This window comes from Paenarthrobacter sp. TE3676, from assembly GCF_056279165.1.
Genome location: NZ_JBWBQU010000001.1, coordinates 138,395 through 164,923, shown reverse-complemented (window position 1 = coordinate 164,923; position 26,529 = coordinate 138,395). Strand labels below are relative to the sequence as shown.

Below are 26,529 nucleotides of genomic sequence, written 5' to 3'. Positions count from 1 at the left end.
CCATCCTCATCTGAGGGTGGGGCTCATTTCGTCGTTTAACTGTCGGTTCGGATGACGATGGCTTTGCAGTCTTCGGGGATGAGTGCCCGGGCCGCAGCATAAGCTTCCGCGTAATCGGCCCCAGATGCCTGCACTGTGCCTTGTTCGCCGGCCTCGTTCTCAATGGTCAAGATAACTTCCACCCCACCATCTTGGCATGATGGAACCTATGCCGATCCTCCCACCCACCACATTCGAGCTTGATGGCAGCACATACGAGTTCGTGGAGGTTCAACGTGTAGGCCCTGTGGAGGACGTCCGATCCTGGCCACTAGACGAACGCCCCAAAGTCCACGCCCGGATACCACTCAAAACCGGCGGCCACATCCACGTCTACGCCCACGCAACCCACTGGAACAAAACCCAAATCAGCGTCCAATGGTACGACGACGACAAAATCAGCCTCACCACCTGGCTACCCCGCGAACACGTCCGACCAGTCACCAACTCCGAATGGGACATAGACGAATACAACCGCTGCCCAGAATGGTTACGTGGCGTCAGATGGGGGAAGAGAATGCCCGGGATGCTGCCAGAGTGACTTATCCTAGCGCGTCAGCAGCGGCGGCGTCCGATGCCTTGGATAGCCTCGCGTAGACGCGCAGTGTGGTCTGTGGGTCTTCGTGCCCTAGTCGGGCTTGTACGACGTGCACGGGCACGTTGGCGTCCAGGAGGTGGGTGGTGTGCGCGTGCCGGATCTCGTGAATCCATGGCTTTCGGTCCAGGCTGCCGTCTGCCAGCAGCTCGACCATGAGTGGCTGCCAAACTTCTTTGTGGAAGCGCGAGTTGCGGATGTACTGGCCATCTGGTTGCTGGAACACGAACTCATCGAGGCCAAGCGGCTTCATGTGCTCGATTAGGTCCTCAGTGAGCGTGGCGTTACAGGTGACGGTGCGCTTGGCCTTCTTGGTCTTGGGCGGGCCGATCTCTTCGCCCTTGCCAACAGACTTCCATGCGCGCTCCACGCGAACAGCTGCGCGTCCTTGACGGACGCTGATGTCACGTTTACGGAGTGCTGTGGCTTCGGAGTACCGCAGCCCAGTGCCAGCAAGGAACCGGATGAATAGCGAGTAGTGCGGGTTGATGCGTTTAGCCAGCATCACAAGATCCTCTGGGGACAGGTAGACAGCTTCCCGCGCCTCGTTGAGATCCGCCTCAGCCACCCCCTTGGCCGGGTTTCGCTGCATCACCTCTTGGTCCATGGCTGTCACGAACGCTGCAGACAGTAGCGCGTGGACGTTTTGCTTGGACTTCCGTGAGAGCGACTCCCCCACTTTCTGGTTTGCGCCCTGCAGTACCTTCAACTGGTCCAGCCAGTCGATGACCGCAGCCTTGGTGACCTTGTCCACGGGCGTCTTTCCGAGGTCGCTGGGATCGATGTGGCCGGCGGCCATGCGCCGGTACTTCGCGATGGTGCCAGGCTGCGGCTTCCGGAGTAAATCGAGGTGCCGCTGGACCACCTCGGAAACCAGCGGCGCGGTGGAGTCCTTTCGAACCTTTGCCTTTGCTGCCAGCTTGAAGCTGTTGCCGTTGGCGTCGAGGAAGTCTTTGAGTTCCTGCGCCTTGTCTTTGTCATCGAAGGTTCGGGACTTCAAACCTTGTTCCGGGTCCCGCCAGTTGACAGTGTACGACGTGCCCTTCTTGAGTTCACGAGTGCGGATGCTAGCCACCGTAGATGGCCCGTCGTTTGTGCTCATCGGCCTCAACCATGACAGCGTGCATCTCATCCAGGCGGGACTGCAGATCCTCACGGGAGATCGGTTTGCCCTCCCACATATAGACATGCGTCATCGCGTAAGGGTTGGTCCGGGTGATTGGGTGCCGCGAGTCCCTCTCCTGCTTCATGTGTTCGTGAGCACAGGCCGTGAAGCCGTTATCCCAAGCTTCCACTAGGGCCGGCAGCGCGGCTGGGCGGCTCTGCGATGACGTCAACAGTTCCACATTGGCTCGTGCTGTTTGGAGCGCGCCAAGAAGCGGTCCGATGAGGTAGGTGGCGGCAGCTTCAACTGCCATCGTGGCCACCTTGTTCCCCTTGGTGGATTCCACGAGCTTCGCAACTTGCGTGGTGATGGCCTCTTCAGTGACACCGCTCGTCACGTCCGCGGCTGCTTCAAGTGCAGCCTTAGCGTCACGCAGGAACAGCCCGCGGACGTCTTCGGTCTCATTATCCCAATCAACGCCGAAGTGGCGCATGTAAATAGCTTTAGCGGCGGCGTCGATTGTCGCCTCTGAGATGGTCACAACCGAGTCCATCTCCTTCTCGATGGACTCCTTGACGTTCCGAGCGAAGTCCTTCCTTCCCTCTCGCGCATGTTGTTCATCGGCTGCTGTCCACTCCCCCGCCCGTTCGATCTCTTCCGTTCTGTCCTCTTGCTCAGCCAACTCGATCCCCTATCTATGCCGTTTCTCGCCAACAAAATTGGGGTTCTGGCCAACAGCCAAAAAGAAAACCCCGGAACCACAAGGGTTCCGGGGTCTACTGTAGTGGAGATGGGGGGAATTGAACCCCCGTCCGATGTCGTTTTGTCAGGGCTTCTCCGGGCGCAGTTCGCGTCGGATTTTCTCGGCCCCAGCCATCCTGCGAACAGGTGGCTGATCCGGGCCCAGTCATCTAAGAGTCCCGTTTACCTCAATGACGAAGGCAAACAGCAGTGGCTATCTAAATGACGCCAGGAACCGGGGCGATAGCAACCCCGGGCTGACGGACTGTCTTACTGCTTAGGCAGCGAGAGCGAAGTCAGTGCGCTTAGATTCGGCACTTATTGGTTTGCAGACAGCGTTTACGAGATAATTCTGCATCCTCGGCCCGCTTCACCTGTCGCGACTAACATCGTCGAAACCGATCATCCCCGTATTTTGTTACCAAACCCGGCAAGAGTCTTTGAACTCCCGTCGGACTACCCATCATAACGCATCCATCCGGCGAATCATTCCCCGGAGACACGCTGCCTAGCGTCGGTTGCGTTCCCGCAACTCACGCAGCGACTCACGCTTGTCCTGCTGCTCACGGAGCGTCTGGCGTTTGTCGTAATCCTTCTTGCCTCGGGCGATAGCAATTTCCACCTTGGCCCGGCCGTCCAGAAAGTAGAGCTGAAGCGGCACAACGGTGAAGCCGGACTCGCGAATTTTCTGCGAAATCTTGTCCAGTTCATCGCGGTGCAGCAGGAGCTTACGACGGCGGCGTGCAGCATGGTTTGTCCAGCTCCCCTGGTGATACTCAGGGATGTGGATGCCCTCCATCCACAGTTCGTCGTTGTAGAAGGTGCAGAAGCCATCAACCATGGAGGCATGACCTTCACGGAGGGACTTCACCTCTGTTCCCATGAGGGCAATGCCTGCCTCATAGGTGTCCAGGACATGGTAGTTATGCCGGGCCTTCCGATTGGTGGCCACTACCTTACGGCCACTTTCCTTGGGCACGGTAGAACTCCTTGTTTAGATGCGGATTTCAACTAGTGTACGCCAGCGCGGCCTAGCCTCTGCGCGCTAACGGCACGCTAGAGGAGAGTCATGGGGTCCACTGCGGCACTGTTGAGCCAGGTTTCGAAGTGCGCGTGGCAACCTGTCGAGTTACCCGTGCTGCCCGAGTATGCGATGAGTTGCCCCGCCGATACTTGCTGGCCGTTTGCTACGACAATGCTGCTGTTGTGGTAATAGATGGTGGTCAGCGAGTTGCCTTGCACCACACCATGGGACAGTTTTACCCGCCATCCGCCGCCGTCGGCCGAGTTCCAGCCCGAGTTGAAGACCTCGCCCGCCGCCGCTGCGTAGACGGGCGTGCCACATGCCGCACCGAAGTCGATTCCGGTGTGCATGTAACCACCGGTGCCATAGAAATCAATGGTGCCTGGTGGCGTTGCACGCCAGCCAAATCCGGAGGTGATGGGGACAGCACTTGCGAAGGGGTGCCGAAGGCCGAACGCCGACGGCGAACCAGCCGGCGGAGGAGAATACGGCGGTTCCGGAGGTGCAGGCCTACCTTGCGCTGCTGCTGCAGCAGCAGCCGCGGCCGCAGCCTCTTCGGCAATCCGGCGCTGTTCCGCTTCCCATGCTTCCCTCAGCTTCCGGTCACGCTCCACGATCTCGGCGGCCACCGTATTTTGTTCGGCCTTCACCCGGGCAAGATTGGCTTCGATGCCCGGCTTGGCGGCCTGCAGTTGTCCGTTGAGGCGGGTGGTGTCTTCAATGAGCTTGTCGACTTCGGCTTTCTTGCTCGCCGCCTCGTCCCTCGCCGACTTTTCCCGGTCAAGTGCGGCGTCCGCCTTGGCCTTCAGGTCCTGGATTTCTTCCTCGACAGCAACAAGCCTCGCTTGGGAGTTCACGTTGGTGGCGTTCTGCTGGGTGAGTTTGGTCATCGCCGCGTTTTGGCTGCGCATGGCCTGGTCAGCCAAATCCATGGACTCGGTCAAGCTTCCGGATTCACTGGAGCCGAACAAAAGTGCAATGTTAGTGGGAACTCCACCGGACTTGTAGGCCTGCGAGGCGATCTGTCCGATCAGCTTCTTGGTGTCCGTGATCTTCTGCTTATCGCTCTCCAGCTGCTCTGTAATCTTGGCCTTGTTCTGCTGGGCAAGCTCAACCCTGGCAGCAAGTGCCTCGACTTCTTTGACCGCACTCGCCACCCGACCCTGCGCCTCAAGCAGAGCCTGCTGTGCGCCAGGAAGCCGCCCCTGGTAGATCACCAGGTCACCGGCAGCCTTTGCGATGTTCGAGTCAACAAACTCGAGCGAAGCCTGGACCCGGGCCGCTTCTGCTTCCAGCGCAGCCTGCTGGTCCTCAAGGCTGTCTGCCTGGGCTGCTGGAGCGCCTGAAAGGAGACTGACAGCCAGGCCAACAGCAAGAACCGCCCCCAGAAACCGAGCATGGCCCGACGCAAGGCGCCTGCGCAGGGGGTTCGGGTCCAACGTGGTCATCAGGATTCCTTTTCGCTTGTCAGCATGGCCGTTGTTTCTGTCAGGGCGTTCACGGTTAGACCTTCAGGTAACGCCGGAGAGTCAGGAGGGAAGAGATGCCGGCAAGACCGGCGCCAAGGGCAATCAACACCGGCGCGATCACCAGGACCTGCGTGGAGGAGATGAACGGGGTGTTGAGGAACTGCCTCGACAAGTCGCCGTTGAGCCAGAAGTGGGCCATAAGCCAGAGCGTGACGGAGGCCAGCAGCGCTCCCACAACGGCAGCTATGACACCTTCCAGGATGAAGGGCAGTTGAATCACCGTCTTTGACGCACCCACCAGCCGCATGATTCCTGTCTCCCGGCGTCGACTGAAGGCCGACAGCCGGATGGTGGTGGTGATCAGGAGGACCGCACAGAAAATCATCACGGCTGCCACGCCAATGGCCGCAACCGATGCCCCGTTCATCCAGGAAAAAATGCGCTCGAGCACCTGCCGTTGGTCACTCACCGTTTCAACACCCGGTTGCGAGGAAAACGTCTCACTGATGATTTCGTATTTTTCGGGGTTCTTCATGTTGATCCGGAACGAGGCCGGCAACTGGTCCTCGGATACGGAATCCACGATCGGCGAGTTGGAGAACTGTTCCTTGAAGTGCGTGTACGCCTCGGCTTGGGACTCGAACTGGAAGTCGTTGATGTACGGCTTGATTGCCGGGGATTCGAGCATTGCCTGGAGGTTGTCCTGCTGTTCCTTGGTGGCCGACCCCGAAGCGCAACCGACCGCCGTCGAACCATCATTACAGAGGAAGACTGCTACCTGGACTTTGTCGTACCAGTAGCCCTTCATCTGATTGATCTGCATCTGCAGCATTCCCGCCGCACCCACGAACGTCAGGGAAACAAAAGTCACCAAGACCACGGAAATCACCATGGAGAGGTTCCGACGCAGGCCACCACCGATTTCCCCGAGGATAAACAAAAGCCTCACAGCTGTGCCCCCTGCGCACGGTTGAGCTCTTCCCCGCTGGCGTCCCGCAACCGGCGCGATTCCCCAACCACGGGAATCATCGAGGTGTACAGCGCCTTGGCTTCGTCGCGAATGACCTTGCCATTCTTGAGTTCCACCACGCGGCGGCGCATTTCATTGACGATGTCGTCGTCGTGGGTTGCCATCACTACCGTGGTGCCGTTCTGATTGATCTTGTCCAGGACTCCCATGATTCCCATCGACGTGATGGGGTCAAGGTTTCCGGTCGGTTCGTCCGCCAGCAAAATGCCGGGGCGGTTTACGACGGCGCGGGCGATCGCCACGCGCTGCTGCTCACCACCGGAAAGCTCATGAGGCATGCGACGTTCCTTGCCCTCAAGACCAACCGTCTTCAGGACCTCAGGTACTGTCTCCCTGATAATCGAGCGGCTTTTGCCGATCACCTGCATCGCGAATGCTACGTTGGCGAAGACGTTCTTCTGAGGGAGCAGCCGGAAGTCCTGGAAGACAACGCCGATTCCGCGCCGGAGCTTCGGGACGCGCCAACTCGAAATGTTGGCAACATTCTGGCCAGCGACATAGACGGATCCGGACGAGGCTTTGTCCTCTTTCAGGATCAACCGCAGGAACGTGGACTTGCCTGATCCAGAAGCGCCCACCAAGAAGGTGAATTCGCCGCGGTTGATCTCAAGGCTCACAGAATCGAGCGCCGGTCGGGCATTCTGCTCGTAGACCTTGGTGACATTCTCAAATCTGATCATGGCCCTTTAGAACCCCGCCGGACATGACATAGTCGCCCAGTCCAACAGCCGGAGCACGGGCTTTCGATGGGGGAAGTGAGAGCACCGGCCACTCGACTATACGCACGGTTCAGCCGCTATTCCGCGGCTTTCAAGGGCGTGTCGCGGAATCCAAAGCCTTGGGTGACCCGGGCCGCCTTATCCGGTTCCTAGTTGGCCGCTGCATTTCGGTTGCCGGTACGCCAGCGGATTCCGGCGTCGATGAAATCATCTATATCTCCATCAAGCACCGCCGAGGTGTTGCCCACCTCGTGTTCCGTCCGCAGGTCCTTGACCATCTGGTAGGGATTGAGGACGTAGGAACGCATCTGGTCGCCCCAGGACGCTTTGACGTCTCCGGCTAACGCTTTCTTTTCCGCGTCCTGCTGTTCCTTCTTAACCAGCAGCAATCGGGACTGGAGCACCCGCATGGCGGCCGCCCGGTTCTGTAGCTGCGATTTCTCATTCTGCATGGAGACCACAATGCCCGTGGGGATGTGAGTCAGCCTCACTGCGGAGTCAGTAGTATTGACCGACTGGCCGCCCGGGCCCGAGGACCGGAAGACGTCCACGCGGATTTCGTTGTCCGGGATCTCGATGGAGTCTGTTTGCTCGATCAACGGGATGACTTCTACCGCTGCGAAGGATGTCTGACGGCGCCCTTGATTATCAAAAGGACTGATGCGGACCAACCTGTGGGTTCCGGCTTCAACACTTAACGTGCCAAAGGCGTATGGTGCCTTGACTTCGAAGGTGGCGGATTTCAGGCCGGCTTCTTCGGCATAGGACGTGTCCATCACAGTGGTCGGGTAGCCGTGGCGTTCTGCCCAACGCAGGTACATCCTCATGAGCATCTCTGCGAAGTCGGCAGCATCAACGCCGCCGGCTCCTGCCCTGATGGTCACTACAGCTTCGCGTTCGTCATACTCGCCTGACAAAAGGGTTGTAATCTCGAGTTCCGCCAGCGCCTTGCGGATGGAGGAAAGTTCTTTGGCCGCTTCCGCCATCGAATCCTCATCGCCCTCGTCCTGGCCCAGTTCCACCAGGACTTCGAGGTCGTCAATCCGGGATGCGAGTCTGGACAGGCGCTCAACTTCGGACTGCCGGTGCGACAACCGGGAGGTGATCACCTGAGCAGAAGCGGGATCATCCCAAAGGTCCGGAGCCCCTGCCTGCTCGCTCAGCTCAGCGATCTCAGCCTTGAGGGCATCAATATCGGTGACGTTCTCGATTGAGCTGTACGTTGCTCGAAGTGCGCGGATTTCCGCGGGAAAATCAATTTCAGCCATGATCTTCCCAGCGTACGCTATCCGTTGGCCTCCCTCATGGCGTCCTCGCCCTGCCCGTGGAAGATGCACTTACTGGGTCAGCCGGGAACGGGCCGTTGACCTCGCCTCAATGAGAATCCCTTCGGGGAGTAGAAAGCTGACCATCGGCGGATGCGCCACGGCAGTGAGGACTACCACCGCGGTACCCCCCGGCTCGCTACCCGTCCCCGCTGCCACAGCCAGCTGGTCATGGCGGGAAAAAGCGTTGCTGGCGTCGAGGTAGGAGCCGGTTGCGGCCAGCACTCTCCCATCCACCAGCGAGGTGGAAGGAGTACCGCTTCCCCCAATATCGCCCGCCGTGTAGGAATCCGCGGCCGCGAGAGCCGCTCCGTCAGCCAGGGACAAGAGCTTCTTGCGCTCCAGATAGATAGCTGAAGCTCCCATGACCACCGAGGCCAGGAGAAGCGACAACAGCACGAACCCCAGGATGAGGACCGTTACCTGGCCATCCTCCCGAGGTTGTCCACTCGATGACACCACTGTCATTGGTAACGCCCTACAACCTGCGATGCCGAGGCACTGAGTCGACTCGCGTGCAATTGCAGCACGTCCCCGAATGGCATCAAGGGCAAAGACACCTCCAGGCGCACTGTCACGGTTACGGTCGCACCGGCCGCCAAACAACTCAAACGATCACAATCGATGGTGATGCTGGCCTTCTCGGGTCCATGGCCGTGGTCCTTGAGGGCCAGAAGAACACTGCGCTCCGCTGCGATCCTTGCGCTGGCGGGATCCCCTTGCGTCACGAAGACTTTAGCTGCCTGGTCAGCAGCACCCACCACAGCAAACGATCCGCCCTGAATCTGGCCTACGGTCACCACGAAATAGACCACGGGGACCATGAGCAACAACGCCAGGAAGGTGAATTCCACCGTGGCGTTGCCTCCCTGGGCTTCCTGTTCCTGACGGGGAGCGTAAGTCGTTGCTGTCCCAAGCGGCTCCGCCCGTAAGCACAAGGCCGCCCGCAGCCTAAGCCGGAAAGCGACGAGTAGTGACCTTGGCGTGTCACCCCGGGAGGTCTGCATGACCCTTGACCTCCAAGGTTTGGGCGGGGCCGATCAGGCCAACCACCGGCAGTGGTGCCCTCACTGTCACTTCCAAGGTTCGGATCCCATCCATCGTGATTTCAGTCGACGTGACATCGCGGGCAAAATCACCGCTCAACGCGGCACCAATCAACTCGGCAGTCCGGGAACGGGCGTCCGCGGACGTTCGATCCGACAACGCCCCGTACCGCGCTCCGGAAGCGGCAGCATCAATAAGCGTGTTCCGAACGTGCAGCACCAGCATTAGTTGAACAATCGCCATGAAAAACAGGGTCAGCAATGCGCCAACCAACACGAAGTCAACAACCGCTGATCCGCGCTCATTCACCTGTCCGACACTTGCCGGCTTGAAACAACCACCCACGGGGCCCTTATTGTCCATCCCGCGTCCTACTTGCCCACCTTGCTCATTGCTTGATTGAAGAGATCGCCCAACGCCGGTGTGGCGATGGCAAGTAGTCCAGCCACGAGGATCGCTGACATCAGGGTGATCATCACCCAACCAGGGACATCACCGCGCTCGCGATTTTCCTTGTGGGGCAGTGCTCTCAAAGCAATGGCCACGAACACCCATGAGGGGCAAAGCAGAGGGAGAGAGACAGCGGACAGTTTGTTTGTAACTCGTTTCATGGTTTCCCCAATGTGTTTCCAGCAGGCATTGACGTAGCGTCGCTGGTTGACTGTACGGATAGGACATATTGATGGCTGTGCGTTAGAGGCTCATTTCCAGAGCCGCAATGGCCGGGAAAGCAGCGAAGACTACGGTCAGAGGAAGCACGCCGAAGACAAGCGGCACCATCATGGCAATCTCTTTTCGGCCTGCAGACTCCATGAGTTCCCGTTGTGCGGCGTCGCGGACGTCTGCCGCTTGCGCCCGTAGGACGTCCGCCAAGGGCGTTCCGCGTTCAACAGCAACCACCAGACCGTCAATGAACCTGACGAGGGGCGGCAATTCCGCCCTTGATGAAAAGGCCTGAAGTGCTTCCGTCAGCGGTTTCCCCGACCGTGTATCCGCCAGGATTGTGGCAAATTCCCCGGAAAGTTCACCATTCGAGCTGCGGCTCACCCTGTCCATTGCGCCCATCGCGCTCTCTCCCGCGGCAACAGCGAGCGCCATGAGCTCCGCGAGACTGGGAAACTCGGACAACATCCTTGATTCCCTCCGTTTGATCCTCAGTCCCAACACAAAATCGCGAAGCAGGTAACCTCCTAGTGCGCTTCCCAGGACTGCGATACAAGAGCCGGCCGGACTGAATCGCCCGGAGGTCGCGCCCCCGATAACCACGAGGACAGCGAGCACGAAAGCGGCGCTGGCCCACAGAAGCTGCTCAGCCCGGAAATCCAAGGTGGATTTTGTCGATCCGGCACGGGCAAGCCTCTTGCCCAGGGCTGTGAAACCGGGATTGAAGCGGGACATAGCGATGATTGCATCGCGAATGACTGGGCGGAGAATCCGTTCCAACGGGCCGAAAGGCGTGAGATTCTGTGTTGGCGCGCGGAGAAGGCGCGAATCGAGGTTCTGCGACTTCAACTGCGGTTCAATGCGGTCAGAGAATCTCGGTGGCCGCATGAACGGGAGCCGCACCAGCATTAGCCAGCATCCGGCTCCGAGAATCAGGCCGCACAACATGGCGATAGCAACCGAGGTGTTCATTGAAACACCCGCTCATCCTCTGGCAAGGCACCAACGCGAAGCATCACGGAGTAGCAAAAAACTGAGATCAGCAGCCCTCCCAGTAACACCACCGCGCCCATGCCGGAGTTGAAAGCCATCATGGCTTCTGGCCGGCTTGCCATGACCACCAAGACAATCCAGGGAGCAGCTACAGCAAGCCGGGCAGCATTGATGGTCCAGGACTGCCGGGCCTCAAGCTCACTGCGGGTCCGGGCGCTGTCACGCAGGAACACCGAAAGGGTACCCAGCATGCGCCCAAGGTCTGAACCGCCCACTTCGCGGGTCATTCGCAGGGCCTCTATGATGCGGTCGGCCACAGGGTCCGCCAGCCGACCTTTGAGTCTGTTCACCGCCGCCTCAAAATTCCCGGCAGCTCTATAGTCGGCTCCAAAGTCCAGGAACAATTCCCTTAGCTCTTCCGGTCCATTGTGTCCCAGCTGGATCAACGCCTCCGGCAGTGCAAGACCCGCACGAATCGCCGACCGCAAGTGGTCCACCACATCCGGCCACAGTTGCCGGAGCGCAGTCCTGCGCTTCCGGGCCCGCCAACGTACAGCCGCAAACGGAATCCAGGAACCGAATATCGCAAAACACGAGGCAACCGGCGGCGACCCTGTCAGAACGTAGAACGCCAGCAGAGCAAACAAGCCGAAGCCGGCGCAGGTGGCAAGGAGTCCGCCGCCCGTTACTTTTTCGATCCCTGCTGACATCAGTAGGAGGTCCAAGCGACGGGGCCTGCTTCTTCTGGATTCAACCGGTGGCTCGACCCATGCGGACCACCAAACGAGGAACACTCCCAAACCACCCACGATCCCAAGCAACGGGGCCATCAGTTCAACTCCAAGAGGGCAGCCACGTCAAAGCCTGCCCTGGCAAACTTTTCCGCTGCCGGCATGGAGTTTGCCCTGGGCTGCAACTGACCTGCAACCAAGCCAAAGACACCAGTGGATTCGATGATCCCGTTTTCCACCCTGCGCCCCAGGGAGAGAATTTCGGTCACCTGCCTACGCCCGGTTGAATGTCGGCCGCAGTGCACCACGAGGTCGATGCAGGATGCCACTGTGGGTACTACGAAAGCGCTGGAGATATTCGCTCCTGCCAGGAGTGGTAGCGTGCAGATCTTAGTGACGGCATCATGTGCAGAATTGGCATGCACAGTGCACATCCCAGGCAACCCGGAATTCAGGGCGATCAGCATATCGAGGCTTTCGGCTTCGCGGACCTCTCCCACCACCAAGCGATCCGGACGCATCCGAAGCGCTTCCTTAACCAGCCGCCGCAACGGAATTTCCCCTCCCCCTTCGAGATTCGACTGGCGGCATTGCAGCCCGACTACGTCGCGCAGCGGGAGCTGCAATTCAAAGATCTCCTCGACCGTGATGACACGTTCACGGGAACCGATGCTTGCGGCAAGGCAGTTCAGCATGGTTGTCTTTCCCGCCTGGGTGGCTCCCGAGACCAGGATATTGAGCCCGCTGGCTACAGCCGCGCCAAGGAACCTGGCAGCTTGGGGTGTCAGACTTCCAAGCTCAACGAGGTGTTCGAGTCGGTTTGCCCGCGCGATAAATTTCCGGATGTTCACAGCCCAGTGCTTACGGGTGATGTCCGGGATCGCTACGTGCAACCTGGATCCGTCGGGAAGTGCCGCATCCACGAAAGGCGACGAGAGATCCAAACGGCGCCCCGAGCTCTTGAGCATCCTTTCCACGAGATCCCGCACCTGCTGCCCGGTGAGTGTTACGGTCGTCAGCTCGGATTCCCCATTGCGGGCCACATAGATCTCGTGCGGCGCATTGATCCATACCTCTTCGATTCCGGCATCATCCAAGAGCGGCTGCAGCGGCCCAAACCCTGCTACGGCATCGAAGATGTGTTGACGGGCGGCCTCGAGGTGTCCGAGTGAAGGCAGGGGGCCCAGGAGTGCCCGCTCGTCGTAATCGTTGACGGCCTCATCCACGAGGAGCCGAACGTCGTTTGTTTGTTCCAGCGGATCCAGCCCGCGGCGTCGTATGAGTTCCCGGACTTCTCCTTCGACGATTTTTACAGCATCCACATCTCTCCCCATGATCACGAACCGTAAATGAGAGGCGCATCTCGAGCCACTCACGCTAGGCGAGCGAATCCCTGCGCCCAAGTCACTGAGAAAACACGTGTGGATAAGTGCCATCATCTGTCACACAAGCATCCTGAATCCCACTAGTCACTCCAGTTTCGGAATGTTAGGGTAAAGCCCGTTAGGAGCTGGCCTTTGGTCTCATGCGCAGGCGCCCGCCCTGGAGCTTGTCCGCAAGCCACACCATGCGCCGCTAAGCCGCGGTACAGGGCCGGATGTGAAAATGAAAACTAATTCGATGGACACGGTCCACCGCATCCCTCTGGCACGTGCCGGGCTGGCACTAACTGTCGCATTGCTGGCGGCTTGCAGCCTTGGAGTTCCCGCATGGGCGCAGCCTTCCGGACCTCAACCAGCCCCGCATTCCAACACTCAGGAAAGCCCGCCACCGCAGGGCCCCCGGCCGGCCGGTGACGGCTCCGGGTCCGCGCCGGACAGCGAGTTGCCAACGGATGCGCAGGTGCCCGAGCAGCAAGAGCGGCCGGCCGCCGTCGAACCCTCACCAATGGTGACAAGCCCAACCGCCTCCGGTCAGCCCGAAGCACCTGCCGCAACACCCAAATCCATGCCCGGCAGCGCCCCGGACGCCGAAGCCATGAAAACGGCCATGCGAGCCGCCATTCCAGCCGGTGGTGCAGAAATGGGGCAGCGCTCGCCGAGAGTAATGGCCAAGCAGCAGAAGGCGGCTTCGCAGCCTTCTGGAGCGAAAGCAATCGGCGGAGCCGTGGACTCAGCGTTCCCCATGGCGGCTGACCCGGGACACTGGCGCCCCTCCATCGGCATTGCCGGACAGGACGTCAGTGCCCACCAGGGCAACGTCAACTGGCAGAACCAATGGAATCAAGGTTCCCGATGGGCATACGTCAAGGCTTCTGAGGGCAACTACTACCTCAATGAGAACTACACACAGCAGTACAACGGCTCCCGCAGCGTAGGCATGGTCCGGGGCGCCTACCACTTCGCCATACCCAACTGGTCATCAGGTGCTGACCAGGCCCGGTATTTCGTGGCAAACGGTGGCGGCTGGACAGCCGACGGTTACACGTTGCCTCCCGTCCTGGACATTGAGTACAACCCCTATGCCGGACGGACCATCAACGGGTTTTACTTCGGCAACACGTGCTATGACATGTCCAAGGCGCAGCTCGGACAGTGGGCGGCCGACTTTGGTAACACAGTCAAGGCCCTGACCGGCCGTTTCCCGGTGATCTACAGCACCACCGACTGGTGGAACACCTGCGTGGGAAACTCCACCTTCGGCAGCTACCCCCTGTGGATCGCGTCCTACTGGAACAACCCAACCAACTCCCCGGGCAACCTGCCGGTCAGTTGGGGCAACTACACCATGTGGCAGTACAGCAGCACCGGCCCCTTTGAGGGTGATTCAAACATTTTCAACGGCACCTATGACCAGCTTCGGACATTTGCGCGCGGAGTCCCCCGCCCATCCAGCCCCTCCATCCGGTCCGGGGCTGACGTGCTCGCTGCCATGCCCTCCGGACGCCTGGACAATTTCCCCGCAGACGGCCAAGGCCGCATCACGGGCCCGGTAACGATTGGGTCCGGTTGGGGCACTGCGCAGTCCGTCCACGTCGTTGACTGGAACCAAGACGGAGTCCAAGACATCCTCGCCCAGTGGCGGGACGGCTCGCTCCAAGTGTTCCGCGGCGCCTCCGGCGGCGGATTCCTTTCGCCTTTGCTGGTGGGAACAGGCTGGCAGGAGATGTCACTCACGGCTGGGTGGTGGAACTCGCGGGACGGATATCCGGGTGTCATCGGCCAGGATGGCAAAGGAAACCTTTACCGCTATACGAATGCGGCAGGAGGCGCCCTCAACGGAGGTGTCCTTATCGGGACCGGCTTCGGCGGGCACCAATTCAACCAACTGGACTTCGACGGTGACGGCAACCAGGACATCGTCTCCCGGACAGCCGACGGCATCATGCGTCTATACCGCTCCAACGGTGTGGGATCGTTCCTCTCCGAGTCGAGCCGGGTGATTGGCAACGGCTGGTCCGGCATGACATCGGTGAGCTCCGCGGCGGGTTTCAACGGATCCGGTTCGCAGGGCCTCCACGCCCGGACTGCCAATGGTGACCTGTACTACTATCCGGCAGTCTCCGGGTCCTGGGGCAACCGCTTCCTCATCGGAGTGGGATGGAACGACGCGAACGTGATCAGCGGCGCACCGGTCAACGTTGAGAGGACTCTCGGCGTCGACGCGCAAGACGTCGTGGCCGCACGTCAAGACGGCAACCTGTACCGTTACGCCGGGTCCGGGTCTACTTCCTTGATGCCAGCCGAGCTTATCGGCACGCAGTGGACCGGCCTCAAGGCGGGTTTCCTCGCAGACTGGAACAACGACGACGCTTTGGACATCGTTGCGCAGTGGACCGATGGACGGCTTAGTGTCTACCCAGGATTCGCGGGCCGGGGCTACGGGGCGCCGATCAGCCTCGGGACCGGTTGGAAGGACTGGACTCTTACAGTTGGTTCGTGGCGGAAGTCTGATGCACGACCGAGCATCGTTGGCTACGATCCCGCTGGTCGCTTGTTCCATATCAGCAATCCATCCGGCACCTCATTGGGCGCCCGGGTTCAGATTGGTACAGGTTGGGCCGGATTGGACATCGCCCAGATGGACTTCGACAAGGACTCCAACATGGACCTCCTGGCCAAGAATTCCGCCGGTGACCTGTTGCTATACCGGTCAAACGGCAGTGGAGCCCTGGTCCAGGAAGCGCCCGGCATAGTGGGAACCGGTTGGAACGTGGTCAACAGCTACGGAGCTATCCGTGGTTTCGCAGGAGTCGGTTCCACCGGAATCCTGGCGCGGACCACCGGCGGCGATCTGCGCTACTACCCTGTAGGACAGAATCGCAGCTGGGGCTCACCCACCAAAGTTGGCACTGGCTGGGGCGGGCTGAGAATCCTCGCACCCGCCTGAAGTTAGACGCCGGCGCGCTACGAGTCCGAAATTCGGCAAGGGCCTGCACACTCCGAAAAGGAGTGCGCAGGCCCTTTCGCATTTGGCAAAATCTACGTAAAGGAAACAAATAATGTTTAGGCCAACGGACAGGTCTAAATCCCGGGATTGCGTGATCTAATGAAGGTGGTCTCACGTATTGGCTGTTCAGCGCATTCGGGAAACGGGCTTTGTTTGGGGGCAAGCGAAGGTCACCAATGCGCACAATCAAGGAGTGATCTTTCATGGCGTTTACCGTTTCAACGGCCAAGGTCAGCATTTCGCCGCCGCTTGACGTCAATCCCTACATGGCGGGGTACGGGACCCTCGACGGCGGCCGGGAGGCCACCAGCAGCGCCCCCTACGAATCACTGTGGGTTCGGGCGATCGTGCTTTGGGAAAACGGCTCCCCCAACCTGATCATGAGCGTGGATATTCTTGCCCTGCCCAGGTCCCTCCATCAGCGGGCCCGGCAACGGATCCTGGAGTTGGCAAGCTGGTCCAACGGCGACATCCTGATCCAGTCCACCCACACCCATAACGGGCCGGCCGTAGTTGACACCCTCCACCCGTTCATGTGCTACGGGCTGTCAGATTTGTCAATGGTGGAGACCTACAGCCAGCACTTGGAGAACGACCTTGTGGACGCTGCCAGTGAAGCGCTCAACGCCTCGCAGACCGCCGTCACTTTGGATTACAAGGTCACAACGGCCAGCATCGCGTACAACAGGGTGGGCCTTCCCTACCTTGAGAACACAGTCCCCGTCATCGTGGCACGCAAGCCAAACGGCAACGCCGCGGCGGTGATCTTCAATTACGCATGCCATCCGGTCGCGGCAGGTATGCGCACACTTTTCGACGGCGATTTCCCCGCCGGGGCGTGCAACTACATCGAAAACACCAACCCTGAGTGTTTTGCCTTATTCCTGCAGGGAGCGGCTGGAGATCAGAACCCCATGGGCGTACCCAGTTGGGAGTTGAGGGACGAGTACGCCACCAGGCTCGGTGCTGCTGTTGATGTGGCCATGCAGACGCCGGGAAGGAGCATTGGCAGCCCGCTCCAGACCAGCTACCAAGAAGTTCAAATACCACTGGACATCACGCCCACGGCCGGAAACCTGGCAGCTGTCCGGGCAGCTTATGCGTCCCGGCTTCCCAACCTCGATGGTAATCCCGCCTGGTATGGACGTCACGCCCAGGTCATGATCGGTCGAATTGATAGCGGCAGTTATGAAACCTCAGTCGTTTGTCCCTTCCAGGTGTGGAAGTTCGGAGGCAGCCCTCAACTGAGGATCGGGATCGTCGGTGGCGAGCTGGTGAGCGGCTATGCCGCATACTTCCGGGCAAGGTTCGGCGGTGCAAACGGCGTGATCGTCGGGGGTTACGGCAACGAATCGTGCTATTACGTGCCCAGTGCACAGTTCCTGCCACCCTACTCATCCGGCGGCAGCTATGAGGGCGGCTGGGACCCGGACCATCCCGGGATCGCTGGCGGCTCCATGACTGTGTACGGACACATCGGCCATTTCCGTGGCGGAACAACGGGCGTAGAAGCAACTGTCATCAACACACTGAACTCGATGTTCGCCTAAGCACCGTGAACGTCGAAGGCCTTGGTCTCCGGAGCAAGGCCTTCGATGTACGCGCACCGCCAATTTTCGTAGCGGTATCGATACTCGATTCGCAGCCAAATTCATTGACCGGCGTTCGGGTTATGGCAACCATGGAGGTGGAGGTCACCATGCGAACCCTGTACCCGGCCGCTGCGGCGCTGCTACTGCTTGTGGCTGGTTGCTCAGGCGCTACGACACCCACGACGACGCCTTCGACCGGGGCATCGTCCGGTTCTTCTGCATCGGCACCTCCCACCACAACACCCTCATCATCAGCCACCTCGAGTCCCGAACCAACGGAACCAGGCGAAGGCAGCGGGCAGGGTGCCGGCGCGCCTGATGATTCAGGCCGGTTCTCGTACTTATGTTCAAGCCTGAACGAGGCTGTTCCAGACGTTGCGTACACAAGCCTCGCCGAGGTTTGGGCTTCCTCGGAATATGTCCGGCTGGCTTCCTGCACGGCAAACTACGAGGGGCCTGTCCCGTTCGAACCCACCGAAGATGAAGCGAGGATCATCTCCATAGCTGAGCCCGGAGTGCCGCCATCCGAAGGACTCGAAGCCTACCTAACTGCATTGTCGCTTTGTAGCCGCGTCAGCGACGAAGCAGCTTCCGAGCTCTTCGGACGCAGCAGCCGGCAGATGCTGCAGGCAGCCAGCGAGCTATGCCCCAGAGCGCCACAAGGAAGAGTCATTGGTTTTTGGGCGTCCGGCGAAAGAGCCGCGGACGGCGAGTATGCGGTGACGAACGACGGCCTGGTTCCCGGAAAGTTCCATCTCCGGAAGACCCCGCCGGAGGGCTGCACGTGGTCGGTGACGGCCTCTGACGGCAGCACGAAGGCCAGCGGCGGCGCAGCTGAAGGCCAATTAGGAATACTCCTGAAAGAAAAAGACGTACTAACTAGTGACAAATGCGGAATTTGGGAGAAGATAGAGTAATGCAGCCGGCAACGGCTGGGGCGAAAATCCAACTGCATGCGGAGCTGGGGAGCATCCGAATGAAGTGGGGATCCCTCGGTGGACATGCCAAGACGCGCTATCGTCCAGCTTGGCCTAGCCGGTCTCGTTCTTACAGGCTGCTCGGTCAAGGTCGTTGAAAATGTTGAGCCATTCAGGCTGGGCGTGACGAATGCCGGCGATGCCGACAAACCACGCGTCGAAAGACCCGAACCAGTAAAGCGCTATCAATTTGAGTGCCGCGGAATAAATGGAAATCCGCTCATCATCTTGTCGAGCCTTGAAGAGGTTTGGGCCAACACTCAATACAAGAAATTCGCAGATGTCGTGGTGACATATGTGGGCCCTCAGCCCCAGGTTTTGGTGGCCGAAGAAAATGCCGCGGTAAATGTCGCTCTTGAAGCGGGGGCCGTTGGTGCCCGCAATGACATTTGCCTTTTGATTATCAAAGCCTGCACCAGAAACAATCCACCAACCATAAGTACGGCACTCTACGGGCTTGGCGGTGTTCCCATCGTCAAGGGAGCGCTCACCCTGGCGCCCATGGCACCACAGGCCGCAGTCCTGACCAAGTGGCTGAAGGAAGTGGCGTGATGGAACAGCAGGTAAGGCACGACGGCGGTTGGCGGCTTCGCGGCCACAAGCTCACCACAGCACTGGCTGCGGTTCTTCTGACGGTTGCAGGTATGACAGCGGTGGTCTCCAGTACACCCGCACACGCCGACCAACAGAAACAAATCATAGGAATCGGGCTCACCAAGCCGGCTGGAACGGTTCTGGACCCCATCGGCAGGATGTGGGTTTCAGACAGCGTGGCCGGATTCTGCCGAATGTCCGAACCAGTTAATGGCAACGCCGGAACCATTGAGGAGGACACGTGCTTGGGCGGAAGTCTGCCTGGAGCCGGACCGGGCCCCAAAGTGCCCGGGGTTTCCATCGTGCTCGACCCGACGCCTGGCTCCATCGGCAACGGCGACGAAACAGCCTTCATCCCGGACTCAGCCGTTGGGAGTTCGCATCTTGTACGGGCTGTATGGAATCCGCCGCTGGACCTCTTTGAATACAGCAGTACGCTGACGGTCCTCGACGGCGACGTCCGCCCGAACGCAGTATCGGACGGCCCCGACGGCAACATCTATCTGTCGTTCGCCAACGCCCGATCAATCATCAAGATCGTTGATCCGACCATCATGCACCCAAGCATCGAATCCGTTGCGTCGGTCAGCACCCGGGCACTGGGCCTTGTGGCGGCAGGTTATGACAGCAATGGATATGTCAGTGTGTACGTTCTGGAAACCACTGGCCTGCGGGCGTTCTCTGCCCCGGGCAACGGGGAGATGACAGATTATGTACCCCTGGCTTCCTACAACGTCGGCGTTGCGGCGTCGATCTTCTACGACTACGACGCCCACGTTATCTACACGGGGACGAGCAGCGGCACGACCGCAGGCACCGACAAAGTGTCACGCCTCAACCTCGCCACCGGTGCAGTAGACAACCAATGGGCTCTGGGCTTCAGCAAGATCAGCGGCCTGGGTATGCGCGGTGGCCAACTGCTGGTCCTGGACGATCCCGGACAGTTGGGCTCCCCTCCGGGAACCGGCAGGGGCAGCATCAGCATCCTCGGCGGCGCTGTGGCCAAAATTACTTCCGGCCCCACGCTGGCGAGTGGTGCGCAAGCTCCCAACCCCGAATTCACCAACGACACCACTCCAACGTTCGGTGTGGCAGCGGAACCAGCAGGCAGCGCTTTGGAGTGCTCCATGGGCGGTGCTTGGGTGGCCTGCACTGGCGGAACGTACACGTCAACTGCACTGAACAACGGACCGCAGACGTTCTCCGTCAGGCCGGCCCCCGGCGGGGTTCCGGTTTCGCGGACCTTCACAGTGGACACGGTCGCCCCGGCTGCGCCGGTCTTCACTGCCCCGAACAGCGGTCAAGTGGTCAACGGCAAACCGGTCCTCGGTGCCACTTTCGAGCCAGGAACAACACTCTCCTGTTCTGTTGACTCCACTGCCGATGCCGCTTTCCAGACCTGTGTACCTGGCGACACTTTCACGCTCACAACTGCGGGCACCCATACCTTGAGGATCCGCAGCACAGACTCAGCCGGGAATGTCAGCCTTGCTGCTGCACAGACCGTGACAGCTGATCTGACGGCCCCCCAGGTAGCCATCACGGCTCCGGCCAGCGGGGCCACAGTCGGAGCCGGATACCAGTTCCAGTTCGCCTCCACCTCTCCGGATGTGGCGGGATTCCGCTGCCGCCTGGGAACCGATGCCTTCACCGCATGCACCTCACCCAAGGTCTATGCAGACATCGCCAACGGACCCAACAGGTTCGAGGTAGAGGCCCGGGATGTTGCCGGCAACACCACCGTCGCAGGCGTCAACTTCACCGTCTTCGTGGCGGACACGACACCACCTACAGTGACAGCCAGTCCCTTGGGCGGAACGTACGGTCCTGCAACCAAGGTCACGCTGACCGCGAATGAAGCCGACGCCAAAATCTACTACACGGAAAATGGCACGACTCCTACCACGGCCAGTACCCTCTACACCGGTCCCATCACGATGGGAAGCAAGACCATCACGTACATGGCCGTCGACGCATCCAACAACGCCTCCGCACCCCAAGCCCAGGTATACCTGTTGGACAATGTAGCGCCTACCGTGACTGCCAGCCCACAAGGTGGCAACCTCACCCTCGGGCAAAAGGTCACACTGACCACCGAGACCGGCGCGAAGATCTACTACACCACGAACAACTCCACTCCGACGGTTTCCAGCCCTAGCGGGACCACAACAGTTACGGTGACCCCAACGGCAACCACTACGGTCAAGTACTTCGCCGTTGATGCTGCAGGAAACCAATCCGCAGTAGCCTCGCAGACGTACACGTTGCCTGCGGCGCCAACCAACACCTGGAAGGACTACAACTCCGACGCCAAGAACGACGTCTTGGCCAGGGACGCCGCCGGTACTTTGTGGCTCTACCCGGGCAACGGCACAGGCGGATGGCTGGGCAAGGTCAACACGGGTACTTCGTGGAACAACTACAACCTGATTGTCCCAACGCGGGACTTCAGCGGGGACGGACGAAGTGATGTCCTGGCCAGGGACGCGTCCGGGCAGATGTGGCTCTTCAAAGGAAACGGCGTGGGCGGCTGGCAACCCCCTGAGGCAGCGGGCGCAGGCTGGAGCGGTATGACGTCCGTGATCGCCCCCGGGGATTTCAGCGGGGACGGCAAATCCGATGTCCTGGCGAGGGACTCCTCTGGAGTCCTGTGGCTCTACAAGGGCGATGGCCTGGGTAAGTTCAGCGCTGGCCGCACTCAAGTAGGAGCAGGGTGGAACGTCATGAATGCCATCTTCAGCACGGGCGATTTCAACGGCGACGCGAAGACTGATGTGTTGGCCCGGGATACTGCAGGTGCCCTGTGGCTCTACCCTGGCAATGGCAGCAGTGGCTGGGGCAGCCGCTCCCAAATCGGAAGCGGATGGAACGGCATGACAGCGCTGCTCGGCCCGGGAGACTTCAACGGGAATGGCAAAGCTGATGTACTTGCCCGGGACGCCAACGGCAACTTGTGGCTCTACCCAGGCAACGGTTCCGGGGGCTGGCTGGCTTGGGGCCAGGTAGGCACCGGATGGCAAGGATTCACGTCGCTCCCCTAATAGGGACCGGACATAGCTTGCCGTTTTGAGGGGTGCATCGGAGAATATCCGGTGCACCCCTTTCGTCTGCTGCCAGCGGTGAAGCCGGTTCCCTTCCACAGAAGGTATCCAACAATGAACTAGACTGAGGGTTTGCAAGGAACTCGTGACAACAGCGTTGCGGGCTGCGGCTGGCGTTCAAGAATTCGTCGGCACGAACTACCGAGGAGAGTCTTGACTTTCGACCAGGCAGGCCAACCGGATCTCTCCGTTGTGATCCCGGTCTATAACGGAGAACGGATTTTGGCGGCAACAATGGCCCGTCTTTCCGGCTACTTGACCAGTGGCACCTCCGAGATCATCATCGTGGAGAACGGTTCTTCCGACAACACACTCGAGGTCGCCCTCAAGCATGCGGTGGACACTCCCAACGTGACGTTCCAGGTTCTCCAGAGCCAAAAGGGCATGGGCAATGCATATCGCCGGGGCATCGAAGCCAGCTCCGGCCATAGAGTGCTTCTCACCGCCGACGATCTGCCGTTTGGCACAGATGATCTCGACGAAGACAAGAAGCTGGAAACCAAACCCCACATTGTCATCGGTTCGAAAGCCCATAAGGACTCGATCACCGAGCGCAGTGTCATTCGCGGTATTACCACTTTTGGTTTCAAGACGCTGCGACAGGTAATACTCGGGTCCAAGATTGGTGACTCCCAAGGAACGTTGATCGTCGACGGCGACTGGCTTCGAAGCATGGTTGACCGCTTCGATGACCCCGGGTTTCTTTTCAGCACCCAGGTTGTGTACGCCGCTGAGAAGCAAGGTTTCAGGATTGTTGAAGTCCCCGTCACGCTGGCTCCCGACGACGAACCAGGCGAAACCACCATCCGGACTGCCGACGTCGTAAAGATGTTCAAAGGGCTGGTAGCCATGCGCCGCCGTCGGAGTGAGTTTGCCGTGGCGCCAAGCGCGGGAACGCATGCCTCATGACGGGTTCAATCGCGGAAACACCTTCAAATGACAACGATCTGAATCCGGAACAGCCCGCTGCAAAGAGCACCAAGGCAAAGCTGGTCGACTTCGCCCGGCGAGCCTTGGTAGTGATCGTGTTTGCCGCCGCGGTGTATTTCATTGCAGTCCAATGGCCGCAAGTCCAAGCCACTGTCTTCGCCCTGCAATGGTGGCAGGTCCTGCTGTCCCTGTTGGCGCTCATCCCTGGTGTCCTCCTCGGGATGTACATGTGGCGGGTTGTCATGGCGAGTCTGCTCAGGTCAGTAGACATTGAACCCCAAGGTTTGGTGCTCAACCAGATCTACCTGGTCGGCCAGATCGGCAAGTACCTGCCCGGCTCTGTGTGGGCATTCGTGCTTCAGATGGAGCTTGGCCGTAAAAACGGCATTGCGCGCGCACAGGTTTTCGTAGCATCCCTGGTGAGCACCGGAATCACCATTGGCGCAGCCTTGGTGGTTGGAGCTTCAGCTCTTCCAATCCTGGTGCAGCGGCAGCCCAATCTGCAGTGGCTGTACGTCATACTCCCGGTGGTGATCCTGGCGATGAACCCGAACGTCGTGACGTTCCTGGTCAACATCGTTCTGCGAGTGTTCCGCCGGCCACCGCTCCCCGAACGAATTCAGGCCAACACCATGGTGAAGGCCTTCATTCTTGGCGTTCTGATGTACCTGTGCTTCGGCCTGCACCTGTGGATCCTGGTTGGTCATGAGGCCACCCTCGACCTCGCAACGTTCCTGGTACTGACTGGTGCATTGGCTCTTGGAATGACGCTCGGAGTGCTGGCGTTCCTGCTTCCCGCCGGCGTAGGTGCCCGCGAAGCCATCTTGATCCTTGCCCTGGCCGGAATGATGAGCGCCGGTGCCGCGACGGCAATCGCTGCACTTTCGCGAATTATGTTCACGATCGCCGATCTGCTGTGCGTCGGTATCGCCTTCGTTCACTTCCGGTGGCGGCAACAATCCGCTTCCAAGACCTCCGTAGACTCCGCCTCCGAGGCCAAGTAGCAGGTGGTAACGGACGCCCTCCGGCTTTCCGTTACCACGGCAGTCTTTCTGGCCCATATCCAAACTTATGCCGCGCGCTAAGGAGCAAGCTAAGACCATGACAGCAGGAACCTCCGGGGCTACTGCCCAGCGCCCCCCGGTCACTCGGCGGCGCTACTTCATGCAGCACGACTGGCATTGGGGAATTGTTACTGCCGCTATAGCGGCCGTTGCCTCCATTATTCCGCGACTGTTCAATCCCACGTTCTACTACTGGGATGACATGATGCAGTCGTTCCTCCCCTTGTGGCGGCATATGGGTGAGGAGATACGGTCCGGTCGATTCCCCTTGATGGAACCAGGCGGCTGGGTCGGCGGCAACATCGTGGCCGAGGTGGGCTACGGCATTTTCAATCCGGTCAACATCGTCAACTCAGTTATCGTCTCGAACTTCGAGAACTTGTCTCTGGCCAGCTATTTCATCATCGTGCAATTCATCGCGTTGCTGGCGTTCGGGACGTTCATGCTCGCCCGCGACTACGGCTCCAACAGGCCGCTCGCCCTGGCTGCCGGTGTAGCCATTCCCTTCAGCGGATTCACGCTCTTCTACGAGGCCGCTCGCTGGCCAGGCGGCCTGATGGCCTTCGCCTGGATTACCGTTTTCTGGTGGTCTGTTCGCCGCTACGCGCGTCGCAACACCTCACCGTTCCTGCCGTTCTTCTTGGGTTTCCTCACGATGACAGCAGGAAACCCCTACGGTGCCATAGGCGTCATCCTGGTTCTCGCGGCAGTCGCTGTCGAGCTGATGCTCATGAGGCACTGGCGTCGGCTGATTCCCATCGTCATCGTGGGTGCGCTGGTGGGTTTGACCGCCGTCCTGGTCTACTTCCCCTTGCCCCTCAGCTCGGCCGTCACCGTAAGGCAGCAGAGCGAAATCCTGAATGACCTCTTCCTTTCCCCGGATATGTCCTCGCTGCTGACCATGAGCACCTCATCCATGAGGCCCCGGATCAACAACTTCTGGGCCCCCATAGACAACGTCCCCTCCAGCTACTTGGCGTGGTTTGTCCTACCGTTGCTTCCGTGGCTTGATTTCCGCAGCTTCAGGAACCGCTCGCGTCAAATATTCAGTATCTACATCATTACGGGAATCTACTTCCTGCTGACCTTCGCTCCCTCCCAGGTGCTCGTCTTCCGCTGGCCCATTCGGCTCATCGAGTACGTATACCTCGGAGTCATCGTCCTCGTCGCAGTCGTGGCCTCAGCGGGCCTGAAGACCACGTCATGGAAAAAGCGGTTATTCATTACCGTGGTCATCCTTGGTTTTGGAACCTATCGGGCGTGGTCCATGGTGCCTGAGGGCGGCAAATGGCAGGTCTTCACCCTGGCCGTGACTTTGGGTCTGGTGGGGCTGGCCGTCCTTGGCTGGAAGCGATTCGGCTACCGCGGTCTCGCAGCCGTCATGGTGGTCGGAACAATCGCTACGCTTGGAATGCAGTCCAGGCAGTTCGTTCCCAACAACGCTGTTGCCGGGATCGGTTCCCCCGTGGATGCAGACACGCTCCGTGACTCAACCAGTAGTTACAGGGGTAACACCATTCAGATCTTCAACACCATGAAGATCACAGGAGAGGAATTCACTGAGGGCCGACTTCTCTACGGCAATCAGATCCTCAATGCCGACGTCAACAACAGCATGGGGCGGTACAGCGGGATCAGCTTCACCACCTATGTGAACGCCTTGTGCATGAACTACCGCGGGGAGACTTGTCCACTGGCCTACACTGAGTTGTTCAAGCAGGCATCAAGTGAAATTGACGTTACTTTGGCAGACGTCCTCCAAGTGGAGACTGTAGCCGTTCAAAAAACGTTGATCGCCCCGGACCAACTGAACGTAGCCCCGGGCTGGAGCATCGTGGCCTCGGATGAGACCAGGACAATCCTCCAGCGGGAGAACCCGCTACCCTATCCTGGCACCGTTTCCTGGGCTTCCGACGGTATCTCCGTGCAGGATGCTGTCAAGAACGGCAACGATGAACACATCACTCTGTCCGGCGACGGCAGCGCTGGAAAGCTGACCCTCGCCCGTCTCGCGTGGCCCGGTTACACCGTCACGGTCGACGGTGAACCACAGAAGCTCACTCAGGGCCCGGCGGGAGTAATACTCGTGGACGTTCCGGCCGGCGCAAGCTCTGTGGACGTTACCTTCACGACGCCGGGTCTCACCATGGGCCTTGCTGCTCAAGCAGCCGCGTGGTTCGGGATATTGGTGTTCACTGTCTTCCATTACGTTCGTCGGCATCGCCGGACTAAGTCGGAAGAGCATGTCATCCAGACGCCGGCTGAAAAGGTTTCTGTCTAGCCGCTGGGCATGGGCCCACAGGCACCTGCGACTCAGAAGAGCGTCCTTCCCTCACAGGGAAGGACGCTCTTCTTTTTTGTGGCCTTCCAAGACCCGCTGGAACCATCACGGAAGGCGGGG

General features: G+C 59.8%; 24 protein-coding genes and 1 other RNA gene. 9 read left to right on the top strand and 16 right to left on the bottom strand.

All coding sequences use genetic code 11. The annotated features are described in order from the left end of the window. Positions 1 to 35: 35 nt before the first annotated feature. Positions 36 to 170 carry a hypothetical protein gene (locus ACZ881_RS00730; RefSeq protein ID WP_476111938.1) on the bottom strand — a complete coding sequence of 45 codons (135 nt, stop codon included), beginning with the start codon at positions 168 to 170 and terminating at the stop codon, positions 36 to 38. 26 nt (positions 171 to 196) lie between these two features. On the opposite strand from ACZ881_RS00730, the gene ACZ881_RS00725 reads away from it, so the two are divergent. Then, positions 197 to 580, top strand: coding sequence for a hypothetical protein (locus tag ACZ881_RS00725; RefSeq protein ID WP_476111936.1), 384 nt, complete (start codon positions 197 to 199; stop codon positions 578 to 580). 1 nt (position 581) lies between these two features. On the opposite strand, the gene ACZ881_RS00720 is transcribed toward ACZ881_RS00725, so the two are convergent. The 15 genes from ACZ881_RS00720 to ACZ881_RS00650 all read right to left on the bottom strand — a co-directional run bounded on the left by ACZ881_RS00720 (position 582) and on the right by ACZ881_RS00650 (position 12,803). Beyond that, a complete protein-coding gene (locus ACZ881_RS00720; protein ID WP_476111934.1) occupies positions 582 to 1,736 on the bottom strand; it encodes a tyrosine-type recombinase/integrase in 1,155 nt (384 codons plus the stop codon). Further along, a complete protein-coding gene (locus ACZ881_RS00715; protein WP_476111933.1) occupies positions 1,702 to 2,421 on the bottom strand; it encodes a hypothetical protein in 720 nt (239 codons plus the stop codon). The genes ACZ881_RS00720 and ACZ881_RS00715 overlap by 35 nt, the downstream gene beginning before the upstream one ends. 100 nt (positions 2,422 to 2,521) lie before the next feature. Further along, positions 2,522 to 2,890: a transfer-messenger RNA gene (ssrA, locus tag ACZ881_RS00710) on the bottom strand. A 98-nt stretch (positions 2,891 to 2,988) separates the two neighbouring features. Then, entirely contained in the window at positions 2,989 to 3,459 is a 471-nt protein-coding gene (gene smpB, locus ACZ881_RS00705; protein WP_017198498.1) for an SsrA-binding protein SmpB, read from the bottom strand. 77 nt (positions 3,460 to 3,536) lie between these two features. Beyond that, complete coding sequence (locus tag ACZ881_RS00700; RefSeq protein WP_476111931.1) at positions 3,537 to 4,952, bottom strand: peptidoglycan DD-metalloendopeptidase family protein; 1,416 nt, start codon at positions 4,950 to 4,952, stop codon at positions 3,537 to 3,539. 55 nt (positions 4,953 to 5,007) lie between these two features. Next, complete coding sequence (gene ftsX, locus ACZ881_RS00695; RefSeq protein ID WP_017198500.1) at positions 5,008 to 5,922, bottom strand: permease-like cell division protein FtsX; 915 nt, start codon at positions 5,920 to 5,922, stop codon at positions 5,008 to 5,010. After that, on the bottom strand, positions 5,919 to 6,683 hold the full coding sequence (gene ftsE / locus ACZ881_RS00690; protein ID WP_017198501.1) for a cell division ATP-binding protein FtsE: 765 nt from the start codon (positions 6,681 to 6,683) through the stop codon (positions 5,919 to 5,921). The genes ftsX and ftsE overlap by 4 nt, the downstream gene beginning before the upstream one ends. A gap of 188 nt (positions 6,684 to 6,871) precedes the next feature. Beyond that, positions 6,872 to 7,990 carry a peptide chain release factor 2 gene (gene prfB / locus ACZ881_RS00685; protein WP_091468500.1) on the bottom strand — a complete coding sequence of 373 codons (1,119 nt, stop codon included), beginning with the start codon at positions 7,988 to 7,990 and terminating at the stop codon, positions 6,872 to 6,874. Positions 7,991 to 8,059: 69 nt separating this feature from the next. Continuing rightward, positions 8,060 to 8,515: a pilus assembly protein TadG-related protein gene (locus ACZ881_RS00680; protein ID WP_476111929.1), complete on the bottom strand. Its 456-nt coding sequence runs from the start codon at positions 8,513 to 8,515 to the stop codon at positions 8,060 to 8,062. Next, the gene (locus tag ACZ881_RS00675; protein WP_476111928.1) at positions 8,512 to 8,901 is read right to left on the bottom strand and encodes a hypothetical protein; all 390 of its coding nucleotides are present in this window, start codon (positions 8,899 to 8,901) and stop codon (positions 8,512 to 8,514) included. The genes ACZ881_RS00680 and ACZ881_RS00675 overlap by 4 nt, the downstream gene beginning before the upstream one ends. A 133-nt stretch (positions 8,902 to 9,034) precedes the next feature. After that, positions 9,035 to 9,457, bottom strand: a complete 423-nt coding sequence (locus ACZ881_RS00670) for a TadE family protein (RefSeq protein WP_474659296.1) — start codon at positions 9,455 to 9,457, stop codon at positions 9,035 to 9,037. 8 nt (positions 9,458 to 9,465) lie between these two features. Next, a complete protein-coding gene (locus ACZ881_RS00665; protein ID WP_091468509.1) occupies positions 9,466 to 9,705 on the bottom strand; it encodes a hypothetical protein in 240 nt (79 codons plus the stop codon). A gap of 82 nt (positions 9,706 to 9,787) precedes the next feature. After that, positions 9,788 to 10,729 carry a type II secretion system F family protein gene (locus tag ACZ881_RS00660; RefSeq protein ID WP_091468512.1) on the bottom strand — a complete coding sequence of 314 codons (942 nt, stop codon included), beginning with the start codon at positions 10,727 to 10,729 and terminating at the stop codon, positions 9,788 to 9,790. Then, positions 10,726 to 11,580: a type II secretion system F family protein gene (locus ACZ881_RS00655; protein WP_420178446.1), complete on the bottom strand. Its 855-nt coding sequence runs from the start codon at positions 11,578 to 11,580 to the stop codon at positions 10,726 to 10,728. Before ACZ881_RS00655 ends, ACZ881_RS00660 begins: the two co-directional genes overlap by 4 nt. Beyond that, positions 11,580 to 12,803 carry a CpaF family protein gene (locus tag ACZ881_RS00650; protein WP_476112649.1) on the bottom strand — a complete coding sequence of 408 codons (1,224 nt, stop codon included), beginning with the start codon at positions 12,801 to 12,803 and terminating at the stop codon, positions 11,580 to 11,582. The genes ACZ881_RS00655 and ACZ881_RS00650 overlap by 1 nt, the downstream gene beginning before the upstream one ends. 283 nt (positions 12,804 to 13,086) lie before the next feature. Here ACZ881_RS00650 and ACZ881_RS00645 point away from each other — a divergent pair, with 283 nt between their 5' ends. The 8 genes from ACZ881_RS00645 (at position 13,087) to ACZ881_RS00610 (ending at position 26,409) form a co-directional block, all read left to right on the top strand. Next, on the top strand, positions 13,087 to 15,810 hold the full coding sequence (locus ACZ881_RS00645; protein WP_476111926.1) for a GH25 family lysozyme: 2,724 nt from the start codon (positions 13,087 to 13,089) through the stop codon (positions 15,808 to 15,810). Between the two features lie 263 nt (positions 15,811 to 16,073). Beyond that, positions 16,074 to 17,420: a hypothetical protein gene (locus ACZ881_RS00640; protein WP_091468521.1), complete on the top strand. Its 1,347-nt coding sequence runs from the start codon at positions 16,074 to 16,076 to the stop codon at positions 17,418 to 17,420. Between the two features lie 122 nt (positions 17,421 to 17,542). Next, complete coding sequence (locus ACZ881_RS00635; RefSeq protein WP_476111924.1) at positions 17,543 to 18,379, top strand: hypothetical protein; 837 nt, start codon at positions 17,543 to 17,545, stop codon at positions 18,377 to 18,379. Positions 18,380 to 18,463: 84 nt separating this feature from the next. Next, positions 18,464 to 18,991 carry a hypothetical protein gene (locus ACZ881_RS00630; RefSeq protein WP_091468523.1) on the top strand — a complete coding sequence of 176 codons (528 nt, stop codon included), beginning with the start codon at positions 18,464 to 18,466 and terminating at the stop codon, positions 18,989 to 18,991. Further along, positions 18,991 to 22,074 (top strand): chitobiase/beta-hexosaminidase C-terminal domain-containing protein, encoded by a 3,084-nt coding sequence (locus ACZ881_RS00625; RefSeq protein WP_476112647.1) that lies wholly within the window; start codon positions 18,991 to 18,993, stop codon positions 22,072 to 22,074. The genes ACZ881_RS00630 and ACZ881_RS00625 overlap by 1 nt, the downstream gene beginning before the upstream one ends. 213 nt (positions 22,075 to 22,287) lie before the next feature. Next, a complete protein-coding gene (locus tag ACZ881_RS00620) occupies positions 22,288 to 23,043 on the top strand; it encodes a glycosyltransferase (protein WP_476111922.1) in 756 nt (251 codons plus the stop codon). Next, positions 23,040 to 24,068 carry a lysylphosphatidylglycerol synthase domain-containing protein gene (locus tag ACZ881_RS00615; protein ID WP_091468530.1) on the top strand — a complete coding sequence of 343 codons (1,029 nt, stop codon included), beginning with the start codon at positions 23,040 to 23,042 and terminating at the stop codon, positions 24,066 to 24,068. The genes ACZ881_RS00620 and ACZ881_RS00615 overlap by 4 nt, the downstream gene beginning before the upstream one ends. A 97-nt stretch (positions 24,069 to 24,165) precedes the next feature. After that, positions 24,166 to 26,409 carry a hypothetical protein gene (locus tag ACZ881_RS00610; protein WP_476111921.1) on the top strand — a complete coding sequence of 748 codons (2,244 nt, stop codon included), beginning with the start codon at positions 24,166 to 24,168 and terminating at the stop codon, positions 26,407 to 26,409. The last annotated feature ends 120 nt before the right edge of the window (positions 26,410 to 26,529 follow it).